Source organism: Candidatus Eisenbacteria bacterium (assembly GCA_035712145.1).
Classification (GTDB): Bacteria; Eisenbacteria; RBG-16-71-46; order RBG-16-71-46; family RBG-16-71-46; genus DASTBI01.
Window position 1 is genome coordinate 1 of the sequence record DASTBI010000182.1, and the last position, 21,605, is coordinate 21,605.

The 21,605-nt window shown below is 68.6% G+C and carries 20 protein-coding genes; 2 read left to right on the forward strand and 18 right to left on the reverse strand.

Translation table 11 applies throughout. From position 1 onward, the window contains the following. Together VFQ05_12275 and radC are read right to left on the reverse strand one after the other, a co-directional pair. A partial coding sequence (locus tag VFQ05_12275) for a CoA pyrophosphatase (protein HET9327541.1) occupies positions 1-413 on the reverse strand: 413 nt, incomplete at its 3' end. 28 nt (positions 414-441) lie between these two features. Then, positions 442-1,125 carry a DNA repair protein RadC gene (radC, locus tag VFQ05_12280; protein ID HET9327542.1) on the reverse strand — a complete coding sequence of 228 codons (684 nt, stop codon included), beginning with the start codon at positions 1,123-1,125 and terminating at the stop codon, positions 442-444. Positions 1,126-1,185: 60 nt separating this feature from the next. Between radC and VFQ05_12285 the strand changes: the two genes are divergently transcribed. Continuing rightward, positions 1,186-2,139 carry a hypothetical protein gene (locus VFQ05_12285; GenBank protein HET9327543.1) on the forward strand — a complete coding sequence of 318 codons (954 nt, stop codon included), beginning with the start codon at positions 1,186-1,188 and terminating at the stop codon, positions 2,137-2,139. Between the two features lie 9 nt (positions 2,140-2,148). On the opposite strand, the gene ftsY is transcribed toward VFQ05_12285, so the two are convergent. The 14 genes from ftsY to VFQ05_12355 all read right to left on the reverse strand — a co-directional run bounded on the left by ftsY (position 2,149) and on the right by VFQ05_12355 (position 19,042). Beyond that, a complete protein-coding gene (ftsY, locus tag VFQ05_12290) occupies positions 2,149-3,048 on the reverse strand; it encodes a signal recognition particle-docking protein FtsY (GenBank protein ID HET9327544.1) in 900 nt (299 codons plus the stop codon). A gap of 9 nt (positions 3,049-3,057) precedes the next feature. After that, on the reverse strand, positions 3,058-6,645 hold the full coding sequence (smc, locus tag VFQ05_12295) for a chromosome segregation protein SMC (GenBank protein HET9327545.1): 3,588 nt from the start codon (positions 6,643-6,645) through the stop codon (positions 3,058-3,060). 18 nt (positions 6,646-6,663) lie between these two features. After that, complete coding sequence (gene selA / locus VFQ05_12300) at positions 6,664-8,058, reverse strand: L-seryl-tRNA(Sec) selenium transferase (GenBank protein HET9327546.1); 1,395 nt, start codon at positions 8,056-8,058, stop codon at positions 6,664-6,666. 82 nt (positions 8,059-8,140) lie between these two features. Then, a complete protein-coding gene (locus tag VFQ05_12305; protein HET9327547.1) occupies positions 8,141-8,479 on the reverse strand; it encodes a hypothetical protein in 339 nt (112 codons plus the stop codon). A gap of 55 nt (positions 8,480-8,534) precedes the next feature. Beyond that, the gene (locus VFQ05_12310; GenBank protein HET9327548.1) at positions 8,535-9,617 is read right to left on the reverse strand and encodes an HNH endonuclease signature motif containing protein; all 1,083 of its coding nucleotides are present in this window, start codon (positions 9,615-9,617) and stop codon (positions 8,535-8,537) included. 375 nt (positions 9,618-9,992) lie between these two features. Beyond that, positions 9,993-10,889, reverse strand: a complete 897-nt coding sequence (locus tag VFQ05_12315; GenBank protein HET9327549.1) for a hypothetical protein — start codon at positions 10,887-10,889, stop codon at positions 9,993-9,995. Next, the gene (locus VFQ05_12320) at positions 10,886-11,968 is read right to left on the reverse strand and encodes a Gfo/Idh/MocA family oxidoreductase (GenBank protein ID HET9327550.1); all 1,083 of its coding nucleotides are present in this window, start codon (positions 11,966-11,968) and stop codon (positions 10,886-10,888) included. The genes VFQ05_12315 and VFQ05_12320 overlap by 4 nt, the downstream gene beginning before the upstream one ends. 4 nt (positions 11,969-11,972) lie before the next feature. After that, on the reverse strand, positions 11,973-12,860 hold the full coding sequence (locus VFQ05_12325) for an NAD-dependent epimerase/dehydratase family protein (protein ID HET9327551.1): 888 nt from the start codon (positions 12,858-12,860) through the stop codon (positions 11,973-11,975). 118 nt (positions 12,861-12,978) lie between these two features. Further along, positions 12,979-15,804 carry a T9SS type A sorting domain-containing protein gene (locus tag VFQ05_12330; GenBank protein ID HET9327552.1) on the reverse strand — a complete coding sequence of 942 codons (2,826 nt, stop codon included), beginning with the start codon at positions 15,802-15,804 and terminating at the stop codon, positions 12,979-12,981. 127 nt (positions 15,805-15,931) lie between these two features. Further along, on the reverse strand, positions 15,932-16,507 hold the full coding sequence (locus VFQ05_12335) for a LemA family protein (protein HET9327553.1): 576 nt from the start codon (positions 16,505-16,507) through the stop codon (positions 15,932-15,934). A 38-nt stretch (positions 16,508-16,545) separates the two neighbouring features. Further along, positions 16,546-17,364: a hypothetical protein gene (locus VFQ05_12340; GenBank protein ID HET9327554.1), complete on the reverse strand. Its 819-nt coding sequence runs from the start codon at positions 17,362-17,364 to the stop codon at positions 16,546-16,548. Then, positions 17,361-18,188 (reverse strand): hypothetical protein, encoded by an 828-nt coding sequence (locus tag VFQ05_12345; GenBank protein ID HET9327555.1) that lies wholly within the window; start codon positions 18,186-18,188, stop codon positions 17,361-17,363. Before VFQ05_12345 ends, VFQ05_12340 begins: the two co-directional genes overlap by 4 nt. A gap of 239 nt (positions 18,189-18,427) precedes the next feature. Continuing rightward, positions 18,428-18,601 carry a hypothetical protein gene (locus tag VFQ05_12350; protein ID HET9327556.1) on the reverse strand — a complete coding sequence of 58 codons (174 nt, stop codon included), beginning with the start codon at positions 18,599-18,601 and terminating at the stop codon, positions 18,428-18,430. A 21-nt stretch (positions 18,602-18,622) separates the two neighbouring features. Next, positions 18,623-19,042 carry a (deoxy)nucleoside triphosphate pyrophosphohydrolase gene (locus VFQ05_12355; protein ID HET9327557.1) on the reverse strand — a complete coding sequence of 140 codons (420 nt, stop codon included), beginning with the start codon at positions 19,040-19,042 and terminating at the stop codon, positions 18,623-18,625. A gap of 177 nt (positions 19,043-19,219) precedes the next feature. On the opposite strand from VFQ05_12355, the gene VFQ05_12360 reads away from it, so the two are divergent. Beyond that, positions 19,220-19,684, forward strand: a complete 465-nt coding sequence (locus VFQ05_12360; GenBank protein HET9327558.1) for an AAC(3)-I family aminoglycoside N-acetyltransferase — start codon at positions 19,220-19,222, stop codon at positions 19,682-19,684. A gap of 6 nt (positions 19,685-19,690) precedes the next feature. Here the strand turns inward: VFQ05_12360 and VFQ05_12365 are convergent, their stop codons facing one another. After that, on the reverse strand, positions 19,691-20,878 hold the full coding sequence (locus VFQ05_12365) for an RtcB family protein (GenBank protein HET9327559.1): 1,188 nt from the start codon (positions 20,876-20,878) through the stop codon (positions 19,691-19,693). A 9-nt stretch (positions 20,879-20,887) separates the two neighbouring features. Next, positions 20,888-21,451 (reverse strand): hypothetical protein, encoded by a 564-nt coding sequence (locus VFQ05_12370; protein HET9327560.1) that lies wholly within the window; start codon positions 21,449-21,451, stop codon positions 20,888-20,890. Positions 21,452-21,605 lie beyond the last annotated feature (154 nt).

Here is a 21,605-nt window from a genome sequence, read left to right on the forward strand (position 1 = left end):
CGAGACTCGGGAAGCGCGAGCAACGCGACGGGAACGTCCAGAATCTCCGCCACTTCCCGTGGATCGGGTCGCCACTGTTCGGGAGGACGAATGCGTCCGAGCACGGGAACGATCACGAATCCCGAAGCGCGGGTCTCGATCTCTGGAAAGGTCGCGAGCACTTCCACCCGGCCGGGCTCGAGGCCGATCTCCTCGTGAGCTTCGCGCAGCGCGGTCTCGACGGGAGTCCGGTCGCCGGGATCGCTGCGCCCTCCAGGGAACGCGATCTGACCGCCGTGCCGTCCGCGCTCGGCTCTCCGGATCAGCACCAGGCGGACCTCTCCGCTCGGCGCCCGATAGACGGGCACCAGCACTGCCGCCATGTCCGCCGAGCGTTGCTCGCCCAGGAACGGCCGTGAACCACCTTCTCGCATGGGCGGAGTCTACGGGGACCTGGCCTTCCTACAGCAATCGTCGCGAGCGGAAGCTCACGGTGCCGCGCGACGCGACGATGACGTGGTCGAGCACGCCGATTCCGACCAGCTCTCCGACCTCGCTGAGCCGGCGCGTGATGCCGAGGTCTTCTTCGCTCGGCTCCGGGTCGCCGCTCGGGTGGTTGTGCACGAGCACCACGCTGGCCGCGGCGTGCAGGATGGCCGGCCGGAACACCTCGCGGGGATGGACGATCGATGCGTTCAGGCTTCCAATCGAGACCGTCTCCCGGCACTGGATCTCGTGGCGGGCGTTGAGCAGCAGGACGACGAAGTGCTCACGCCGTGCTCGGGCCAGGTCGGGCACGTGGGCGAGAACGTCTTCAGGTCCCCGGATCGGCCCGCCGGAGACCGGCGCCCTGGCCGCCCTTCTGCCCAGCTCGAACGCGGCGACCAGCGCGGCTGCCCGGGCCGCCCCCACGCCAGGAATCCGCATCCATCGCGCGGGCGGCCACTCCGCGAGCTCGCCGGGGCGGGTGCGCGCCAGCAGCCGGCCTACGCCGATGGCGCTCCGACCCGGCGTCCCGCTGCCCACGATCAGCGCCAGCAGCTCCGCGTCGGCCAGGGCGGCGGCGCCCACGTCGCGTAGCCGCTCGCGAGGCCGCGGGCGCGCGGTGCTTCGCGACCCTTTTCCCGAGCCCCCCTCTTCGGCCATAATCCCCCGTTCACGATCCACGTCCCACCCGTCCGACCCGCGCCGACCCCCGAGGGAGCCTTGAAGCCCGTAAAGACATTGCCCCACAGCACACGCCGTGCCGTCCTGACTCTCGGCATCCTCGTGTTCGTCCTCGTCCCCTTCGGCTCGCACGCGCAGCGGGTGCAGAAGGCCGCCGACGTCCTCGACGGCTCCGGCTTGGTGAATTACATGACGCGCCCGACGTTCACCGTGGGCTCCTGGGTCAAGTACCACACGAGGGGAAGCAGTGAACAAGGTTTCAAGGACGACTACACCGTGACGATCTTGGTCGGCGGCGAGGAGGTCTGGTGGGGAGAGCCGTGCTTCTGGATCGAGACGCGCACCAAGAAGGCCGGTGACCGGGAGCGGGTCACCGCGTCGCTCGTTTCCTATGCCGCATTCGGCGACACGATGGCGGAAAAGCACCTCATGTGGTTCATCCGCAAGACCATCAATGGAATGAAACCCGACGGCACTCCCGACATCGGGCTCTATACCCGCGGAAAGAACGAGATTCAGCTGCGGCGGGTGAACTGGGAAAAGGACGACAACGGACCGACATCGATCGACAGCCTTGGCGCCGAGACCGTGACCGTTCCCGCCGGAACGTTCGATACGCGCAAGGTGGTTCGCCGCTACGTCAATGCCGAGACGGCGGAGCTCGGTGACAGCACCACCTACTACGAACGGCGGCTCGATCGGACCTCATACCTGACGCCCAAGGTTCCGATCACGAATCTGGCCCTCGTGGACGTCGACGACCACCAGAAGGGCAAGACCTGGATGGCCGGGAAGTTCGACAAGGGCCCGCTGAATACCCTGGAGCGGGCACGCGGGAGGACCGAGCTGATCGAGATGGGCTCGACGGGGCTCACCGCCCTGCTGGTGCCGGCCGACAAGCGCAAGCCGATCGACCGCAAGGTCATCGAGGCGACGCTCGCCGAATACGCCACGGGGACGCCGCCTTTGCCGAAGCGCCCCTCGAACCGCTGAAACGCCGCTCTAACCGAACAACCCGCGCGCGAAGGCCTCGGGGTCGAACGGCGCCCAGTCGTCGACTCCCTCGCCCACGCCCACCAGGCTGATCGGCAGCTCCAGCTCGACCGCGATCGACAGCACGGCCCCTCCGCGAGCGGTGCCATCCAGCTTGTTGATGGCGAGGCTCGTGAGCGGCACGGCCCGGTGGAACTCGCGCGCCTGAGCCACCGCGTTCTGGCCGATCGTGGCGTCCAGGACCAGCAGCGTGTGGTGCGGCGCACCTTCGATCTGACGCTGGCAGACCCGCATCACTTTTTGAAGCTCGGCCATCAGGTTCTGCTTGGTGTGCAAACGCCCGGCGGTGTCGACCAGCACGATCTCGACCCCCCTCGCCCGCGCGGCGGCCAGACCGTCGTGCACGACCGCCCCCGGGTCTCCCCCTTCCTTGGCGCGAACGATCGAAGCGCCTGCACGCTCGGCCCAGACTTCGAGCTGCTCCGCCGCCGCGGCGCGGAACGTGTCGGCCGCCACCAGCAGCGTGGAGCGATTCGAGCCCGCGAAGCGCGCGGCGAGCTTGCCCGCCAGCGTGGTCTTTCCCGAGCCGTTGACGCCGACGACCAGCGCCACCCACGGCCGCTCGGAACCGGGCTCGAAGGCGGCCCGGCGCGTGGAGAGCAGCTGGACCGCGCTCTTCTCCAGCGCCTCGCGCAGGGAAAGATCCTGGCGTTTCATGCTCTCGCGAGCGCCGGCGATCAACCGATCGGTGGTGGCGGGCCCGACGTCGGCGGCGAGCAGCGCATCCTCGAGGGATTCCACCATCGCGGGATCGATCGCGCCGCGGCGTCCCAGTATTCCGGAGAGCGATTCGCCCAGGCGGGCCTGCGTCTTCGCCAGCCCCTGACGAAGACGTCCCCAGACATCCATGGCCGGCGCCTAGCCGGTGGTGGCTTCGGCCAGCTCGCGGGGTGCTGTGGTCTCGGCGCTGGCCGGCGATTCTCCGAACCGCACCGACACCAGCTTGGACACGCCCAGCTCCTGCATGGTGACGCCGTACAGAAGCGTGGCCGCTTCCATCGTCACCTTGTTGTGCGTGATGACCACGAACTGGGTCTTGTCGCTGAAGCGCTTCAGCATCTTGAGGAAGCGCTCGACGTTGGCGTCGTCGAGCGGCGCGTCCACCTCGTCGAGCAGGCAGAAGGGCGAGGGCTTGACCAGATAGATGCCGAACAGGAGAGCGATCGCGGTCAGCGCGCGCTCGCCGCCCGACATCAGGCTGATGCTCTGGAGGTGCTTGCCGCGCGGCTTGGCGACGATCTCGATCTCGCACTCGAGCGGATCCTCGCCGATCGCGCGCAGCTCGGCGTCGCCGCCCTCGAACAGCGTGCGGAACACGTCGCGGAAGTGCTCCTGAACCCTGGCGAAGGTCTCCACGAAGAGCTGGCTGGCCGTGGTGTTGATCTTCTCGATCGCTTCCAGGAGCTGGGCCTTGGCGGCCAGCAGGTCCTCGCGCTGTCGCGTGAGGAATTCGTAGCGCTCCTTGCGCTTGGTGTACTCCTCGACCGCCAGCAGATTGACGGCGCCGAGCGAACCGAGCCGCTCCCGGGCGGCGGTGAGCTCGGATTCGGCCACCACCGGATCGAACCCTTCCGGCGGCGCCTCGGGCTCCCAGCGACGAGGATCCATCTTGTATTCGGTGCGCAGGCGCTCGAAGGTGCGCTCCAGCTCGGCGCGCGCTTCGAGCTTGCCGATCTCGATCTGGTGCAGGAATTCGGAGAGCTCCGCCTGCTCGTGGCGGCGATCGCGCACGACCTCCTCGCTGCCCTGGATCTCCTCCTTGAGCGCGTTGAAGCGGTTCTGCAGCTCGACCACGCGCTCGCGCTGTGAAGCTTCCGAGTCACGCAGGCCCGAGAGACCCGCGGCGAGCCCGCTGACCTCGGCCTGGATCTCGGCCACGCGTGCGGCCGCCTGCGTGACCTCTTCACGCCGCTGGACCAGACTGGCTTCGAGCTCCCGCTGGGTCTGCTCCTCGCGCGCCCAGCGCGATTCGATCTCACCGAGCTCTCGGGACAGTGCGAGCAGCGTGTCGCGTGCCGCCTGCGCTCCCGTCGCCGCCTGGTCGCGGCGGGCTTCGAGGGCCTTGAGCTCCCCGTCCGCGTCGACCACGAGCGCGCGCGCCTGCTCGAGCTCGGCCTGGAACTCCAGCAGCTCGCGCTCGGCCTCGGCCGCGGCGCGTTCAAGCGCTCCGCGCTCGTGCTCCAGCGCCGTGAGCTCGGAGCGGCGCTCCTCGGCTTCGCGTTGCGCCCATTGCCGCTCACGCTCGGCGCCCTCCAACTCGCGCAGCAGCGTCTCCAGCGCTTCGCGGCGCGCTTCCAGCTCGGTCTGCGCTTCGGCGCGACGGGCGGCCTCGTCGTCGCGGCGCTTCTCGAGCAAGTCCAGCTCCCGCTGCTGACCCTCGATCGTCAGCCGCTGCTCGGCCAACCGGCCGGAGAGCTCGCGCACCTCCATCTCACGATGCAGCAGCCCCGCCAGACTCCGCGTCGAGCCCGCGCGCACGCGTCCGCGCTCCCAGACCTCGGCCTCGAGACTCACGAAGCGCAGTCCGCCTTCCGACTGAGCGGACAGTCGCGCCGCCGCGTCGCGGTCCTCGACCACCACCACCGAGCCGAGCAGCCGGTCGACCAGCAGGCGATAGCGCGGCTCGCAGCGCACCAGCTCCGATGCGCGGCCGCGCACACCCGGGTCCTTGGGAATCGGCCCGAGCGTCGATGCGGCGATCGCGCTGAGGTCGATCAACGTCGCGCGCCCGGACGTCAGGCCGCGCAGGCGGCCCAACGCCCGTTCCATCGCCTCGCGGTCCTCTGCCAGCACGAACGCCGATGCTTCGCCGAGGGAGGCCTCGAGCGCGTCGAGATATTGGGTCGGGACCTCCAGGACATCGGCCACCATCCCGAGCAGCCCCGGCACGCGGTCCTCTTCGGCCAGCAGAGCTCGCGCGCCTTCGGACACGCCTTCGTAGTTGCGCTTGAGCTCGAGCAGCGTCTGCAGGCGGGAGTCGGCGGCAGCGGCTTCCTCGCGCCGGCGCGACAAGGACTCTTCGGCGTCGTGCGCCGCGGTGGTCAGCTCGGCATGGGCCTGATCGGCTTCGAGCCAGCGCCGCCGCGTCCGATCGAACTCGTCCGCCAGGCCGCTGCGGCGCTCCTCCGCGGCCTCCCCGGCGCGCGCTCGCTCGCCCTCGCGGGCCGCGAGCTCCTCGATGCGCGCGCCAAGCGACTGGCCGCGCTCTTCGAGCGACTGGCCGCGGGCGCGCAACGCTTCCCACGCGCCGCGCTTCTCGGCTTCGGTCGAGAAGAGCTCGAGCGAGACCTGGCGATGCCCGGCCGCCACGCCGCGCCGTTCCCGCAGTCCGGCCTCGAGCGTGTTGAGCTCGCGCTCCGCGGCCTCGAGCTCGGCCTCGGCGCGGGTTCGCGCCTCGCGGACCTCCGCGAGCCGGCTCTGCGCCTCGCGCTCCCGCTCCAGCACCTCGGCCAGACGGCGCTCGATCTGCGCGGCTTCTTCGGCGGCTTCGCTTCCGCGGCGCTCGAGCCCCGCGGCGCGCTCGCCGAGCAGCACCGACTGGTGCTCGGCCTGGCTCCGCGCTTCCTCGCGATCCCGCAACCCGCCCTGAGCGGTCGACAGCTCGCGCTCGAGCTCGAGGGCCACCAGCTTCTGGTCATTGAGCCTGGCCTCGAGCGCATCGAGCTCGGCGGCGACGCCTTCGCGACGCACCGCCTCCTCCTGCCACTGATCGGCGGCTTCCTTCTCCTTGCGCGAAAGCTCCTGCACCCGCCCCGCGGTGAGCAGCAGGTCGAGGCGCTGCACGTCGTCGCGCAGACGCTGGTACCGGCGCGCCTTTCCGACCTGCCGCGCCAGAGAGCGCAGCTCGCGCTCGATCTCGAACACGATGTCGTTGAGACGCACGAGATCGCCTTCGGTCAAGTCGAGCTTGGCCAGCGTCTCCTTCTTGCGCGCCTTGTACTTGGTGATCCCCGCGGCTTCCTCGAACAGGAACCGGCGGTGACCGGTGTTGTCGGAGAGGATGTGGTCCACCATCTGCCGCTCGATCACCGAGTACGCATGGCTTCCCATGCCGGTGTCGAAGAAGAGATCGCGGATGTCCTTGAGCCGGCACGCCGTCTTGTTGATGAAGTATTCGGAGAGGCCGGAGCGGAACACGCGCCGCGAGACCGTGACCTCGCTGAACTCCGTGGGCAGGATGCCGCGATCGTTCTTGAAGGTGAGATGGACTTCGGCCATGCCGTGCGGCTTGCGGGTCGGCGAGCCGTTGAAGATGACGTCTTCCATGGTGTCGCCGCGCAGCTGGCGAGCGCTCTGTTCGCCCATCACCCAGCGAATGGCGTCCGAAACGTTGGTCTTGCCGCAGCCGTTCGGCCCGATGACTCCGGTGACGCCGCCACCGAACTGCACTTGGGTCTTGTCGGCGAACGACTTGAAACCCTGGAGCTCGAGCCTGTGGAGAAACATGATCCCTGTCTCCCCTCTCTAAGGAGGTGTGGCCTTCGCGAGTGCGTCGACCACTTCCGCGACTTCGGCGTCGCCGAGGGTGCGCACGTCCATCCTGAACTTCCCTGCTCGGATGTAACCGATCACCGGCGGATCCGCGGCCCGTGCCCATCGGTCGAGCGCATCGACGGCGCGGCCTCGCGCCTCGAGCGTCACGACGAACCCCGGCAGCCGCTGCAGCGGCAGCGCGCCGCCCCCTACTTCTCCAGCGCCTCGCTCGACCTCCACTTCGAGCCACGGCAGGCGCTGCCGCAAGGCGTCCGCCAACGACCTCGCGCGGCGCTCCAGAGCCTCGCCCGCGATCGCGAGCATGCCGAGCGCGGGAATCTCGCGCACGGCGCGCATCGGATCGGCATACGCCGGAAGCGTCGCTTCCAGCGCGGCCAGAGCCAGCTTGTCCAGCCTCAGGGCGCGGGCCAGAGGATCCCGGCGCGCGCGCTCGACGAAGGACTTCCGGCCCACGATCAGGCCTGCTTGTGGAGCACCGAGCAGCTTGTCGCCGGAAAAAGTAACGACGTCACACCCGGCGGTCAAACTTTCTCTCACCGTCGGTTCCTTCTCGAGACCGAGCGTCGAGAGATCGACGAGCGCGCCGCTGCCGAGGTCCTCGATGAGCGGCACCTTTCTCCGGTGGGCGAGGGCCGCCAGATCCTCGACCTCCGGCTGCGCGGTGAAGCCCTGGACGCGAAAGTTGCTCCGATGCACGCGGAGCACGGCGCCCACGTCCTTGTGCTTCTCGAGCGCCCGCTCGTAGTCGCGGAGATGCGTGCGATTGGTGGTTCCGATCTCGAGCAGCGAGGCCCCGCTCTTCTCGAGGATCTCCGGGATGCGGAACGAGCCCCCGATCTCCACCAGCTCGCCGCGCGAGACCACCACCCTGCGGCCGGCCGCGATCGCCGAGAGCACCAGCAGCAGCGCGGCCGCGCCGTTGTTGACCGCCAGCGCCGCCTCGGCCCCGGTCAGCCGCTGGAGCCAGCGCTCGACGCCTCCCCCGCGCTCGCCGCGGCGCCCGGAGTCGAGGTCGAACTCGAGGTTCGAATAACCAACGGCGACCCGGTCGAGCGCCTCGCGGGCTGCCTGGGAGAGCGGCGCCCGGCCGAGATTGGTGTGGAGCACGATGCCGGTGGCGTTCAGGACTCGGCGCAGGTCCGGGCGCTGCGCGGCGGCCGCGCGGGCCGCGACCCGGGCGACGAGCGCCTCCGTGGGGGGCGGCGCGCCACCCCCCTTCTTGATCTGGGCTCGCACCTCGGCCAGCTCGGCGCGGGCGGCCTCGACCAGCAATGGGCGGGGAAGATCCCGATCACCATTGGCGAGGCTGGGATGTTGGAGCAGCGCCTCCACGGAGGGCAGAGCGCGCAATTGAGGCTTGGGCACGGGCACGGCCCGCGATTCTACATGAGCCGCTCAGGGGGCGCGCTGGAGCCGGGCGACGACGGTGCGGGTGATGACGTGGCAGTCATCCTTTCCGACCCGAACGTGGCTCATGACCCAGTCGGTAGCCGGGCTTGCGGAGGCGAATGACATAGTCGCCGGGGCGCTCTCCCGCGCCGCTCAGGCTGAGCCACTCTCCCGTCGAGCTCTTGCGGTCCAAGTGCAGAGAGTCCGAGTACGATCCATCGAAGACCCAGCCATCGACCCCTTCGGCGGCCCGTGCTCCGGTCTCGGCATCGTAGACTTCCACGACGATCCCGGGCACGAAATCGTGGGTGCACGCGCCCGGGGCACCCGGCAGATCGCAGCTCGTGAGCACGGCGGCAAGCGCCGGAAGGAGCAGGAGATCCTTGAGCGGCTTCATGCCAAGCCTCCTACCCGGTCGGGAGCCCTTGTTTCGCCCCTCGCAGGGGGCGAGCTCACCCCGCTGCGCTAGAGACTCTCGGCGCGAACCAGGTCAAGGCGCGCTTCACTCTCTCCTCCAGCGGGGCGCTCGGGATCGAGTCACTGAACTCCGCGGCCCGCCTTGCCTCGTGCGCCCGGTAACGTAGCTGCCGGAGACAGTGCGCCACCTCGTCGATGCGCTCCCTGGCCCTGCGCGCCGCTTCGCGCTTCTGGTTCATGAACTCGGTTCCGAACACTCGCCCCGCCTCGTATTGGTTGTGTGGTCTGCAGCGGAGTCGCAGGTTCTCCACCGTCGTCCGGCCCCCTCGGGCCACCGGCTCGATGTGATCGAACTCCAGGCCTCTTTTCTCGGCGCATCGGTGACCGCTTTCTCCTGCGAAGGTGCACTGGCCGCCGTCCCGCTCGTAGACGGCTCGCTTCACGTGGGCAGGAATGTGGCGAATGTCTGTTGAAGGTCTCGCATCTCGCGGGTTGTCTGTGGCTCCGAACTTCCGTTTCTCGAGCTGTCCAATCGCGAGATCCAGAACGCGTCCTAGGACCTTGCTCATGTCGCCGGCTGGAACGGTGTGGGCCAGCAACTCCTCGGCACGTCTCAGCTTGTCGAAAGTCACTTGGTCAATGATGACCTCGAAGGCGTATCGCTGGGGGGCGACTGGCGTCATCTTCGAGGCAGCCCCAACACGCCCCGGGGCGTGTTGGACGGCTTCCCCGACCTCGGCCGAGCTAGCGTTTCCGAATCGAGGATCTTCGGGAACTGCCACCGCACACAGGCCGGTCGCCAGTTCCAGTCGTGGGTACCGCTCCACCAGCAGTGCCTCGATCTCTGACTTGCTTCGGCCTTCGGCAGCCTCGATCAGACCTTCAGCACTCTCCGAATCGAGGTGGGGCGCCAGGAGGATCACGGCGCTCAGGTGAAGCCGGCCCTCCGCGAGGGCTCGGAAGATGCGTGGAAAGCGACGAGCAGTCCGTCCGGCGTGGATGCGCTTGAACCCTGCTTCCTCGGACAGCTTCAGCTCTCCGACGCAGTAGGCATGCATCGAGGCGTAGCCAGCCGGCAAGTAGAGCTGTCGTTCGTCGATCTCGGCGATGTGAGCCAACAGCTCCGCGGTGGCGGTGCGCTCACGACCGGCGATGACGACCGCTTCGCGCAGCAGTGTCTCGTTGCTCAGATGCGTCAGCGAGTAGTTCCTCACGGCAATCTCGGCGGGGGCGAGTGTGCCGGGGGCTGCGCTTACTTCATATCACGAGCTATTGCGCCGTTCTCAGCGACTCGTACAGCGAGGAACGGGTGCTGATTTGAAAACGCGGTCGGAACGAACCGAAATGGCTTCGTGGGCGCAAGCCAGAGCCGTGTCGCGCGATCTCTGGTGAGCGATGCCGAGATGGGCCAGAACGCGAAGAACAATGCGTCAAGCGGTTTTCTTTGGCGCCCCGGTTCCGGGATGCGGGTACGACGCGTCGGCCCGGGCGGGCTACGCTTTCGCCGAGGTCTCCGTCAGCGTGCGGTGCAGCTCCTTGAACTCGGCGTTCAGGTCCTCGATGTCCACCAGGTCGGGCACCAGGCCCTTGGCGCCGTGCTCGAGCGCATAGCGCGCACCCTCGACCAGCGGCACCGCGCCGCCGGCGCGAAGCTCCTTGGCGAGCACCGGAATCTCGGTGCGCGAAAGCTCCGCCTCCACCGCGGCCGGCGTCGGCTTCATCATCAGACCGCGAGGGTTGACGGGACCGACCACGAAGTCCGGTCTCACTCCCCACTCGGACAGCGCCGACAGCAGGTGGCCGAGGTTGTGGGTCTGGAACGCGGCGGCCGCGCGGAAGCGGCGGCGCACGAAACGCACGGTGCTGTCGAAGAAGCTCTTGTGCTTGCCGGCCAGGGCCAGATCGGTGATCGCCGCGGCCAGCACGACGCCGCGAAGCTCGGACCGCCGGAACGAGGTGGACTCGAGCTCGAGCAGCAGCGGCACCAGCGCGGCGAAGTCACTGCGCAGCACGCCGCCGACGCGCGTGAGACCGGTCCAGGCGAGACGCGCCCGCGCGCCCGTCCCGGCACGCGCCACACGCTTCATCGCGGTCCCGGCCAGTCCGTGCTCCGACGAGTCGCGCACGTACTCGGGGACGTTGGGAAGCAGCGCGAAGACGGGCACGGTGTGACGCAGCTCCGAGAGCGCGTCACCGAGGACGCGTGAAGGGCTCGCCAGCACGCCGTCGGCGCCGAGCTGGATGGCCTTGGAAAACGTCACGGCCAGCGATTCGGGCTCGCGGAAGCGCGCGGTGATCTGGAGCAGCCGGTCCCGCGGCGCGCGCGTGAACCCCAGCAGGGATTCGGCGCCGAGCAGGAGCTTCGGCGTCTCGGGAGGAGTGCGCTTCACGGCTTCACCGGCACGGTGGCGCCATGATCGCGCGCCGAGCGATAGATGGCGTCGATCATGCGCTGAACTTCGAGCGCAGCCGCCACCGTGTTGGGGGGCTCGACCCCTCCCGTCGCCCAGTGCAGAAAGGCGGCGTCCTGCAGGTAGTAGCTCTCGCCGTTGACGTCGAAGCGCGCGGGCTGGGGCAGGTCGGCTTCGCGCAGCTGCGTGAGCCCGGCCGGCCAGTCGCCCTGAGGTGTCGCCAGCTCCAGCTCGAGCCCGTCGTTCGACACCAGCATCTTGCCGTTCCGGCCTTCGAACTCGATCACCACCGCCGAGTACGGATAGCCGGGCACGCTCCACGACGAGTCGAAGCCGATCTCGGCGCCGTTCTGGAGCCGCATCATGGCGTGGACCTCGTCCTCGACCTCGCCGAAGAACCACGATCCCTCGGCGCGCGCGTCGACGGGCGTGCCCAGCATCCACTGCAGGAGGAACAGCAGGTGAGACGAGACATTGGTGACCACGCCTCCCCCCGAGCGCGCAAGGTCGTACATCCATCCCTTGCGCGGTCCGAAGGTCTGGGACAGGTACATCGAGGCGCGGGTCTGCTGGACCTGGCCCAGCACGCCGGTGCGCAGCACGTGGTGCGCGGCGGCGAAGATCGGGACGAATGCCAGGTTGTAGCCGCACGCTCCCGGCTTGCCATGGCGTTCGACCGCGGCCGCGATCGCTTCGGCCTCGGACAGCGTGTTCGCCAGCGGCTTCTCCACGAAGATCGCGGCGCCCGCCTCGAGCGCCATCTCGGCGAGCTTTCTGTGCGCGTCGGGCTGCGTGCAGATGAACACCGCCTCCGGGCGCGTCTTGTCGATCAACCGGGCGGGGTTGTCGAAGAACGGCGCCTTGTGGCCCAGACCGCGCACGCTGCGGCCGAGCGGGGCGTGATGATCCGAGAGACCCACCAGCTCCACGTCCGGGATGGTGGCCAGCACCGCGGTGTGCGCGACGCCCATCTTGCCGAGGCCGATCACCGCGGCGCGGATGGCGCGCAGCGGCTTCGGAGCATCGAGCAGCGTGGTGCGGATGGCGGGTGCGGTCATGGGTTCACGCCGCCTGGCCGAGCTTCTCGAGCCCGGCCTCGAGGCCCGTCCACGAGATCGGGAAATCGCGGCGAGCCGGTCCACCGTCCACGCGCGCGGGAGAGATCATGCCCAGCACGTTGTCTTCGGTGAGAGGCGGCCGCTCGAGAACCACCCCGAGAGCGCGCGCGATCGCGAGCGCCAGCTCCGGCGGGAGCTTCACGATGCGCGGCGTGGCGCCGGTCCGAGCGGCGAGACGGTCGATCAACTGTCGAAAAGTCACGCGATCAGGCCCCAGGAGGTCGTAGGTCTTGGAGAGCACGTCGTCACGCTCGAGGCATTGCCCGATCACCTGGCACACGTCGTCCACGTGGATCGGATCGAGCTCGATCGAGCCCTCCCCAATCATCGGCAGCACCGGCCCTTTCATCGAGCGCTGAAGTCGTGCAAAAAGCCCGGCGGGCCCCGGGCCGTAGACCAGCGAAGGCCGCAGGATCACCCACTCGAGCGCCGACTGCGCGACCAGCGCCTCGCCTTCGCGCTTGGTCTGGCCGTAGGGACCCATGCGATCGCGCGAGGCGGAGATCGAGGAAATGAATACCACCCGTCGGCCGCCATTGACCTTCAGGGCGTCGAGGACCTGCCGCGTGCCCTGGACATTGACCTGGCGCGCCACCGAAGCGCGGGCGACGCCTGTGGCCGCGGCCAGATGGACGACCGCGTCCATCCCGCGCGTGGAGCGGTCGACGGCTCCCGCGTCCCGGACGTCTCCGACCTCGACCTCGGCGCCGGGAATGATCTGGGCCTCATCGGAGCGACGCACCAGAGCGCGCACGTGATGACCGCGCGCCGCGAGCAGTGAAACCAGCGGCCGGCCGATGAAGCCCGAAGCTCCGGTGACCAGCACCTTCATGGTGATTTGGGCCGCTCTCGTGGGACGGGAATGCGAACGCTCCGGGCCAGGATCCTTCCCGACAACGGAGCGCGCGCGAGTCTACACGGGGCGCGGAAGCGCGTCCACGTACGCGGATCTAGCGGAGCTTGACGACGTTGCGGCTCCAGCTTCCTTCGCCGGTGGTGAGGCGGATGAAGTAGACGCCGGGGCTCGCGGAACGGCCGTCATCGCGCTGGCCATCCCAGCGGAGACTCTGGAGGCCAGCCTCCCGCCACTCGCCGCGTGCAATGCTGCGTACGTGGCGACCGAGCAGGTCGTGTACCACGCAATCGACACGGCCGGTCCGGGAGAGCCCGAAGGTCAGCTCGGTGGAGACGCCGAACGGGTTGGGCTTGAGACCGCGGATGCCGGCCACCTTGAGGACGTCCCCCACGCCGACGTTGTTCGGAGTCGACCCCGGGTCGCCGGGATTGCTGCCCGCCAGAACCTCATCGAAGTCGAGGAACGTGTCGCGGTCGCGATCGATTCCCATGCGCCGGCCGAGACCGGGCGCGACGCCGGTCACGGTGACCTCCGAGCCCGGACCGGCCAGCGCCATCAGGCTGGTCGTCGAGATCGACTCGCCGGCCTTGTCGGACATCCACGTGCCGGCCCCCTGATACCACCAGCCGCGTGGCTGCCCGCCCACACGACCCTTGGCGATCAGCGCGCAGTGACCGAGCTGGGCCTCGCCCGCGAGCGTGTCGAAGCGCGTGGTCGAGCCGCCGGGTAACGTCACCTGGGCTCCCACGGACGGCGCGAGACCCGTGTCGAAGGCGAGCAGGAACGCTTCGACGTCGCGCCGGTTCTCGTCGGGCGTCTGGTTGGAGGGCTGGCTGAAGTTGAAGCCGGAGAACCGGAGGAAGTTGAAGAGGTTGTCGGTCGAACCGTCGTGAATGAAACCGAAGCCGCGCTTGCTGGTCACGGGCCCATCGGTGAAGCCGGTCTTCTTGTACATGTTGCGAAGCTGCGGAACCTTCATGTCCTGTGATTCCTGCAGCGCGGCCGCGGGCGTGATCTGGCCGCCAGTGCCTGGCCCGAAGCTCGACGCGGCGTGGCAGAAGTTGCAGGTTTGACCCCCGTCCACGGGCTGGTTGAAGAAGAACGTCTGGCCACGCTTGGCGCTCGGTGAATGGAGCGGGGCGTCGGAGAAGTCGCGGTTGAGCGTCTGGTTCGGATTGGGCGGGTATGCGAGCGGCGCCACGAAGGCGTTGAAGGCCGCTATCTCGGTGTCGGGAAGCGCGGTCGCCCGGCCCATCAGGTTCACGAACGCCGGGTTGAACGCGTCGAGGCTGGCCCGGTCGGCGCGCCAGTGGAAGTCCCCGTAAGTCGGGGCCGAGAGTCCGCGCAAGCTCTGCGTGGTCATCGGGCCCTTCATGGGGTGCACTTGCGGCTGCAGGAGCGGCGCCAACGCCTGACCGGTGAGATCGACCGGCTCCATGTTCCCCTGCGGATTGCCCAGGTCCCACGCCAGGTTGTCGAAATCGCCGAACACGTGGCAGCTCGCGCACGCCTGGTCGCCATGCCCCGAGGTGAAGCCCCCGTAGAAGAACTTCCGGCCGTTGACGATCGCGTCGGGCGTCGGATCGAAGCCGATCACGTTCGTCGCGACCACGGAGAGGTCGACCGCAGAGAGCGTCTGGAGCTGGTTGCGGAAGCGCCCGAGCACGTACACGCGGTTGCGCGCCGCGTCCACCGCGATCCCGGTCGGCCCGGCAATGGTCGGCATCCGGCGCGTGATCACGGGCACGCCCGAGACGTCGATCTCGGCGATCCGGTCGTTGGCGAGCGCGGTGACGTAGAGCCGCTGCCCGGTGGACCCCCACGCGACCCCGGTGGGAAGGCCGATCGCCACGGCGAGGTCCGAAGGCGGGCCGGGTGTCGTGGCGTAGTTGATGGTCGGATTGAGGTCGAACGTCGAGACCGCACCCCCCGCGGTGATGAGGCCGGCGCGCGTGTCGACCATGTGACCGCGCAGGTTGGGCTCGAAACGCGTGAGGTTGCGCGGCTCCGTCGCCGTCACCGCGACCCGGCCATCGGTCGCGCTCACGGCGAGACCGAAGTTTACGGCCCCGATGTCCGAGAAGGTGTTGACCACGGTGTTCGTCGCCGTCGCGATCTCGGCCACGTCCGTGTCGAAGAGGTCGTAGAAGATCTTGCGCTGACCCGTGGGATTGGCGGTGGAGCTCCATACCTGACCCGCTTCGTCCCGCCACTGGCCGGCCTGCTGCTGGACGATGAGCCCTGTGATCGGCGGTGGAGGGAGGCCCGGCCTCAAAGGAGGATTGGGCGGGGGTGCGGCGCTCCGGGGCGGACTGCCAAAGGTCACCTCCTGCTCCGAAAGCACCGAGGTGCGGTTTCCGGCGTGGAATACCGCCACGTAGACGCGGGTGCCCGCGGCGTTGGTGGCGAGCGCGCGTGGCATCCGCCCGGCGATCGGGATGCTCTGCAGGAACTGGCGTGTCGAGGCATCGTAGACCTTGACGGCGTCCTCCTGCGACACGCTCACGTAGGCCTTGCCCGCGGCGAAGACGACGTCGCTCGGCTCGTCACCGACTTGGAGGGTCGCCTTCACGTGGAGGGTGCTGAGATCGACGATGCTGATGTCGTCGGAGAGATGGTTGACCACCCAGGCTTCGACGTCGCTCCGCGCCACGACCGACACCGGCTCGAGGCCGACCGGGATCTCCGCGAGCCGCACCGGTGAGGCGCCGGCCAGGTCGAACACGGTGAGCCGGTTGTCCGCCGTGTTGACGGCGAGCAGTCGGTTGCCGTTCGGGGTCAGCGCCAGCGGGTGGACGTGCGAACTCTCGAAGTGAACGAAGTCGTGCGTATCGCTGGTGCGGGAGATCAGCAGCCCCGGCAGGGAGCCGAGACCGAGCACCAGCAATGAGAGCGTGAGGAGCCAAGCAAGACAGCGCATAGGCGGGGGTCTCCAACCGTGCGAGCGAGGGGGCAAAGTCTAGCATCCGGCCCCCCGCCTTCAAGGCCGATCCGGAAAAGAGTGAGGGCGCCTTGTGGCGGCGCCCCCCCTGGCGATCCGATGGTTCTCACGCGGCCTGGAAGTTGATCTCCACGTCCCGGCGATCCTCGGCGTCCACCTGGAACAGCTCGGCGGGAACGCAGGTCAGCATGTCCGCCACGAAGCGGTCGGGGATCTGCTGGATGCGCGTATTGAAGGTGGTGACCGTGTCGTTGTAGAACTCGCGGCGGTCGGCGATCTGGTTCTCGAGCTCGCTGATGCGGTTCTGCAGCTGGATGAAGGACTGGTTGGCCTTGAGGTCTGGATACGCCTCGGCCACCGCGAAGATCGCTCCCAGCGCACGGTTCAGCATGCCCTCGGCGCCGGCGCGCTGCCCGACCGACTTGGCTTCGGCCAGAGCCGCGCGCGCTTCGCTCAGCTTGTCGAACACGCCGCGCTCGTGCCGCATGTATCCCTCGCAGGTCTTGACCAGCTTGGGCAGCTCGTCGTGCCGCTGCTTGAGCAGAACGTCGATGTTGGACCACGAGCGCGAGATGTTGTTCCGCAGCGCCACCAGGCCGTTGTAGATGGAAAGGACGTAGCCGATCGTGCCCACCACGGCGAAACCGATCACCGCCGTCCAGAAGATCTCACCGACGAACATCGTTTCCTCCCTCCGTCTTCATGACGGTCGTGCCTGGCTCAGAGCAGCTTGCGGGATGCGATCACGTTCAGCCAGTAAGCCAGTCCCAACAACGCCAGCAATGGCCCGCCCCAGATCATGGCGACGGCCTTCACCTTGAGCCCGAACGCCAGATCACGCTCGGACTCCTGACTGATGATGAACGTCCTCTCGTTCTCTCCCTGCCGCACCACCGCGGTCGTGGCGTCGTCGCGCTCCCTCCGTTGGCGATCGCCGAGCCCATCCGTCCCGGTCGCCGCCAGCGCCTCGCCCTCGGACACCACGATGGCGCGACTCCTCGGCATCGCGGTGCCCAGCACGTACACCTGCATTCCGTCTTCCAGCGTGCGCTCGCGAAACCGCAGCCAGGAGAGCCGGTGGATCGGCCCGATCGCCGCCGGGTACTCGCGCAGGTAATCGGCGTAGACCTCGGGAAGGTTGAAGCCCGAGCACTCCTCGTCGGTGCCGAACCGCACGCGGCAGTCCGAGCCATGCGGGTAGACCAGTGCCACGCCGGTATCGTCCTCGATGTAGAACGGATTGCCGGATTGATTGCGGTGCACCACCGACCACCCTCCGCGCTTCTTGCCCCGCACCGCGATCTCCACCTGCCAGTGCGCGCAGGCTCTGCCGGAGAAGGGCGCCGTCATCGTGCTCCGCGCTTCGACCTTGCCGTTCAGCTCCACCAGGCCCATGGCCATCGAGCGCACGCGCGCCGTCGGCGTGTTCTCGATGAGCCGGCAGGTGCGCATGTGCTTGAAGCCGCGCCAGAGCATCAACGGACCGGCGACCAGGCCGATCGCAGCCGCGATCGGGAGACGGGGGTCGATCTCGATCACCGCACGAACCTCGTGAGCGCGCGCAGCGCATCCGCGAGCGCCATGAGGTAGATCATGCCGGCGAGACTCAGCAGCGGACCCGCGATCAAGCCCAGCGTCCGCCAGGGCGAGACCGCGAGCGTCGCCGTGGGCGGCGGCTCAAGGCTGATGCGCAGGTACTGGAGCTGTGGGTCCGGCTCGATCCAGAGCTCCGGGGCCTGGGCGCGCCGAAGCGCCGACAGCGGCGCGTCGTCGGTGCCGGTGCGCGCCAGCTCCACGTCGGAGATCAGCTCGTAGGGCTGCGCCGGGCGCGCGGCGCCGATCACGCAGCACGACTCTCCCGCTCGCAACGCGCGCTCCACCAAGGTCACGGTCATGCCGGCCCTTCGCATCCACTGGGCTTCCGGGGATTGATGGAGCAGCGCGCGGAGGTTCTCGCTGAGCTCGTCGGCGGGCGCCACCCCGCGCTGGGCCACGACCGGCAGGTCCCAGGTTCCGCCGTCGACTCCGGCCACGTGAGCGGTGCCGCTCTCGGCGATGAGGCGGAAAGGACGGAGGTCGTCCAGCGTCGCCAGCCTCATCGAGCGCGGTCCGAGCACCTCGAGCCGGTAACCGGCGCAGGGCTGACCCGAGAGCGGCCCGACCAGGGGGCTCTCGAGCGCGACGCGCCCCTCGACCCGCCCGAAGCCGGTTCGCTCGTCGCCGGGCGAAAGCACTTCGAGACGGCTCAGCTGGCGGCGGAGCCTCAGGCTGCGGAGGCCGGCGCCGAACATGGAAGCGCCCGCGACCACCAGCGCCGCGGCGATGGCGCCTCCCACCGGAGTGGTTTGAATGACGAGAGCCATGGCCCCGGGGTTATCGGCCGAGGCCGCGCGCGAGATGAGCGCGCGCTAGAACGGATGCGAGCCGGCTCGGTGGCCGGGTCGAGCGGGCGATCCTCGGCGCGCGCGGCCTGATCGCCGCCGAACAGCGTGTCGCGACGGCTCAGCGACCAGAGGAGAGCGGGATCAGGTCGCGCAGCGCCGGCAGGTCCTCGCGCGTGGCGAGCCGAAGGCGCAGGTCGGTTCGAGGCACGGCGCGCGACCTACTCGAAGGGATTCGGCCGGCCCTTCTTCTCGTCGGTGCGGCCCTTGCGGTAACCCCACGCGAACACCACGGCGACGGCGAGCAGATGGATCGCCCACCACCCGATGGTGAGGAAGCGAAGGCCTTCGGGAAGCACGGTGCCGGCAACGTCGAGGATCCACATGGCCGGCATTCTAGCCGCGAGCCGGCGAGGTTACGAGCTTGGCCTTCGCGCCCCGCGCTTGAGCTCCGCGAGGAAGCGCCGATCGCCCTCGAGCACGATCGAGGGATCGAGCGCCTCGAGATCCCACCAGCGGATCTCGTGAATTCCCGGCCCCTCGACGAGTTCCAGCGAGTCCAGCTCGCAAGCGATGAACCAGATCTCGACTTCGAGACCGTGCTCGTAGCGATGCGTGTCGACCGCGATCACCTCGCCTGGAGTGGCGCCGACATGCAGTTCTTCGCGGATCTCGCGCACCAGCGCCTGCTCCGGCGTCTCACCTGGCTCGATCTTGCCGCCGGGAAACTCCCACTGTCCTCCGAGCGGTCCACCCGGCGGCCGCTGAGTCAGCAACAGCTTGCCGTCTCGCCACACTACGGCAGCAACGACCTGAAGACGCGACGCTTCACTCATGGCGCATCCTCGTCAGGATCGGGCCATGGCTTCTCTAGAACTGTTCTCAGCTGCGCTAGAAAGCGCTCATCCGGATCGTCCGCCGCTGCCAGCCACCGTTGCGAATCCGTCATTGTTCCCTCTCAGGAGACAGGGATCACTGGCGCGTGAACCTCTTCATACGACACACTCGCGCCTATGTCACCTTCCCAGTCCTACGACTTCAAGCTCCTGGAGCACGGTGAGGTCGCGGAGATGAGGGACTTGCTTCGTGTCTTCTCCGAGGCGTTCGAGGACGCGCCGACCTACGGAGAGCGGCCCCCGAGCGGTGCCTATCTGAAGCGACTCCTGGACATGGAGCACTTCATCGCGTTGGTGGCACTCCACGACGGCCGGGTCGTCGGCGGGCTGACCGCCTACGTGCTGGACAAGTTCGAGCAGGAGCGCCGCGAGGCGTACATCTACGACCTCGCGGTGCTGAAGGAGCATCGCCGCCTCGGCATCGCCACCGGATTGATCCAGGAGCTCAAGCGGATCGCCAGGCAGCGCGGCGTGTACGTCATCTTCGTCCAGGCCGACCGCGGCGACGAGCCGGCGATCCGTCTCTACGAGTCATTGGGAAGGCGCGAGGACGTTCACCACTTCGACATCCCCGTCCCGTAACCCGACTCAATCCTCGGGGCGCTCTCCGGCGGGCGCCATCTTCACCAGCTTCGGATCGAACGTCGCCACCGGCTCGACCAGGTCGGCCTGGGCCGCCATCACCTGGTCGATGTCCTTGTAGACCATCGGGACTTCGTCGAGGCCGGCGGAAATCAGCTTCACACCTCGAGCGTTCAGCACCTCCATCGCTTCGGGCCAGCGGAATCGGCGCCTCGCTTCCGTCCGGCTCATCACCCGCCCCGCTCCGTGCGATGCGGAGTCGAGGGAGGCGTCGTTGCCCTTGCCCCGGGCCACGTAAGTCGTGGTGGCCATCGAGCCGGGGATGATCCCGAGCACGCCTTCACCGGCCGGCGTGGCGCCCTTGCGGTGGACGATCAGCTCCTCGCCGTCGTGGCGCTCCTTCCACGCGAAGTTGTGATGGTTCTCGAGATCGAGCAGCACCTGCGCGCCGAGGTTCCTCGCCATGTGGCGATGGATGCATGCGTGATTGGCCGCGGCATAGCGGCCCATCAGCTCCATCGCGTTCCAGTATTCCTGCCCTTCCTCGGAATCGAGGTCGAGCCACGCCAGGTTCTTCAAGTGCTGCGGCAGCTCGGGGTGAAGCTTCTTGGCGAGCCGGCTGTAATGGCCCGCCACCTCGGCCCCGGTGCCGCGGCTGCCGCTGTGGCTGAGCAGCGCCAGATAATCTCCGGGCGGCACCTTCAGCTCGCCGTGGTCGACGTGGAAGATCCCGAACTCGACGAAGTGGTTGCCGCTGCCGCTGGTGCCGAGCTGCGCCCAGGCCTTGTTCCGCAGCTTGTCAGTGATCGGCGAGACCCTCCAGTCGAGGTCCATGACATCGTGCTGCCGGCGTGATTCGAACTCGGAGCCGATCCCGAAGCGCGTCTCCTTCTGGATGGCCTTGCGCAGCCGCTCTTCGTCTTCGCGAAGGGTCGCGAGCGGCAGGTCGAGCACCGTGAGCTTCATGCGGCAGGCGATGTCCACGCCCACGGCGTACGGGATCACGGCGTTGCGGGTGGCGAGCACGCCGCCGATCGGCAACCCGTAGCCGGGGTGCGCGTCGGGCATGAGCGCACCGCGCACCGCGATCGGGAGCGTGCAGGCGTCGACGAGTTGCTGCACGGCGCTCGGCTCGAGGTCCTCACCCCACTGCCGGTAAGGGGCCGTGGGGGCTTCGACCTTCCTGGGAGTCATGCCCCCAGGCTAAGCGCGGACGAAGGCCTCGTCCATCCGGGGCGGCGATGAAATGATCAGAGCTCGCCAAGACTCGGCGACCTCGCGCTCGAAACGCTGGAGATAGCGGCGGTCGCCGCCGGCGCGAGCCTCCACCGCTCGCCGGGCGGCCTCGTGGAGCAGCTTCCCGTGAGCCGGATCGAGCTGCCTGAGCCTATGAGCATCCCGCGGCAGCTTGAGGTATCCCGGCGGCTGATCGATCAGCAGGGGCGAGCGCGCGAGCGCGAACAGATCGCAGGCCCGCTCGCCCATCGGCACCAGCCCGCGCGCCTGCAACAAGTGGGTGAACTCGTGCGCGATCGTGAAGTGATCGAGTCTTCTTGGCCGCACCCACACGCCGGGGTCTTCGGGGTCCAGTGATCCCCAGCCGAGCACCCCAGGCTTCTTGACCAGACCCACGCGGATGGTGAGCGAAGCGAGCTCGGGAAAGAACGTGCGCACGAATTCGAGCCGCTCGCGGATACGGGCAAGACTTGGGGACGCGAGCACCAGCCGCGAGAACTTCCACGGTGGTCGCTCGGGGCCGAAGTCCATGGCCAATTGCTCGAGCGGTCGCGCTCGACGCCGGCGTCGTGCCATGCCGTGCTGCTTCTAGCACAGCGCAGGGCTTCGTCTCAAACGCGACGCCAGTCTGGAACGCGCGTCGGCCGCGCCCGGTGGACAACCACGATGCCCCCGGGCACACTGG

Bases quoted from the DNA above. Each gene is read 5' to 3' on its own strand.
- radC (HET9327542.1), bottom strand. From the start codon at position 1,125: ATGGCCGAAGAGGGGGGCTCGGGAAAAGGGTCGCGAAGCACCGCGCGC.
- VFQ05_12330 (HET9327552.1), bottom strand. From the start codon at position 15,804: ATGCGCTGTCTTGCTTGGCTCCTCACGCTCTCATTGCTGGTGCTCGGT.
- smc (HET9327545.1), bottom strand. From the start codon at position 6,645: ATGTTTCTCCACAGGCTCGAGCTCCAGGGTTTCAAGTCGTTCGCCGAC.
- ftsY (HET9327544.1), bottom strand. From the start codon at position 3,048: ATGGATGTCTGGGGACGTCTTCGTCAGGGGCTGGCGAAGACGCAGGCC.
- VFQ05_12305 (HET9327547.1), bottom strand. From the start codon at position 8,479: ATGAAGCCGCTCAAGGATCTCCTGCTCCTTCCGGCGCTTGCCGCCGTG.
- VFQ05_12320 (HET9327550.1), bottom strand. From the start codon at position 11,968: ATGACCGCACCCGCCATCCGCACCACGCTGCTCGATGCTCCGAAGCCG.
- VFQ05_12365 (HET9327559.1), bottom strand. From the start codon at position 20,878: ATGACTCCCAGGAAGGTCGAAGCCCCCACGGCCCCTTACCGGCAGTGG.
- VFQ05_12350 (HET9327556.1), bottom strand. From the start codon at position 18,601: ATGCCGGCCATGTGGATCCTCGACGTTGCCGGCACCGTGCTTCCCGAA.
- VFQ05_12325 (HET9327551.1), bottom strand. From the start codon at position 12,860: ATGAAGGTGCTGGTCACCGGAGCTTCGGGCTTCATCGGCCGGCCGCTG.
- VFQ05_12360 (HET9327558.1), top strand. From the start codon at position 19,220: ATGTCACCTTCCCAGTCCTACGACTTCAAGCTCCTGGAGCACGGTGAG.
- VFQ05_12370 (HET9327560.1), bottom strand. From the start codon at position 21,451: ATGGACTTCGGCCCCGAGCGACCACCGTGGAAGTTCTCGCGGCTGGTG.
- VFQ05_12345 (HET9327555.1), bottom strand. From the start codon at position 18,188: ATGGCTCTCGTCATTCAAACCACTCCGGTGGGAGGCGCCATCGCCGCG.
- VFQ05_12335 (HET9327553.1), bottom strand. From the start codon at position 16,507: ATGTTCGTCGGTGAGATCTTCTGGACGGCGGTGATCGGTTTCGCCGTG.
- VFQ05_12355 (HET9327557.1), bottom strand. From the start codon at position 19,042: ATGAGTGAAGCGTCGCGTCTTCAGGTCGTTGCTGCCGTAGTGTGGCGA.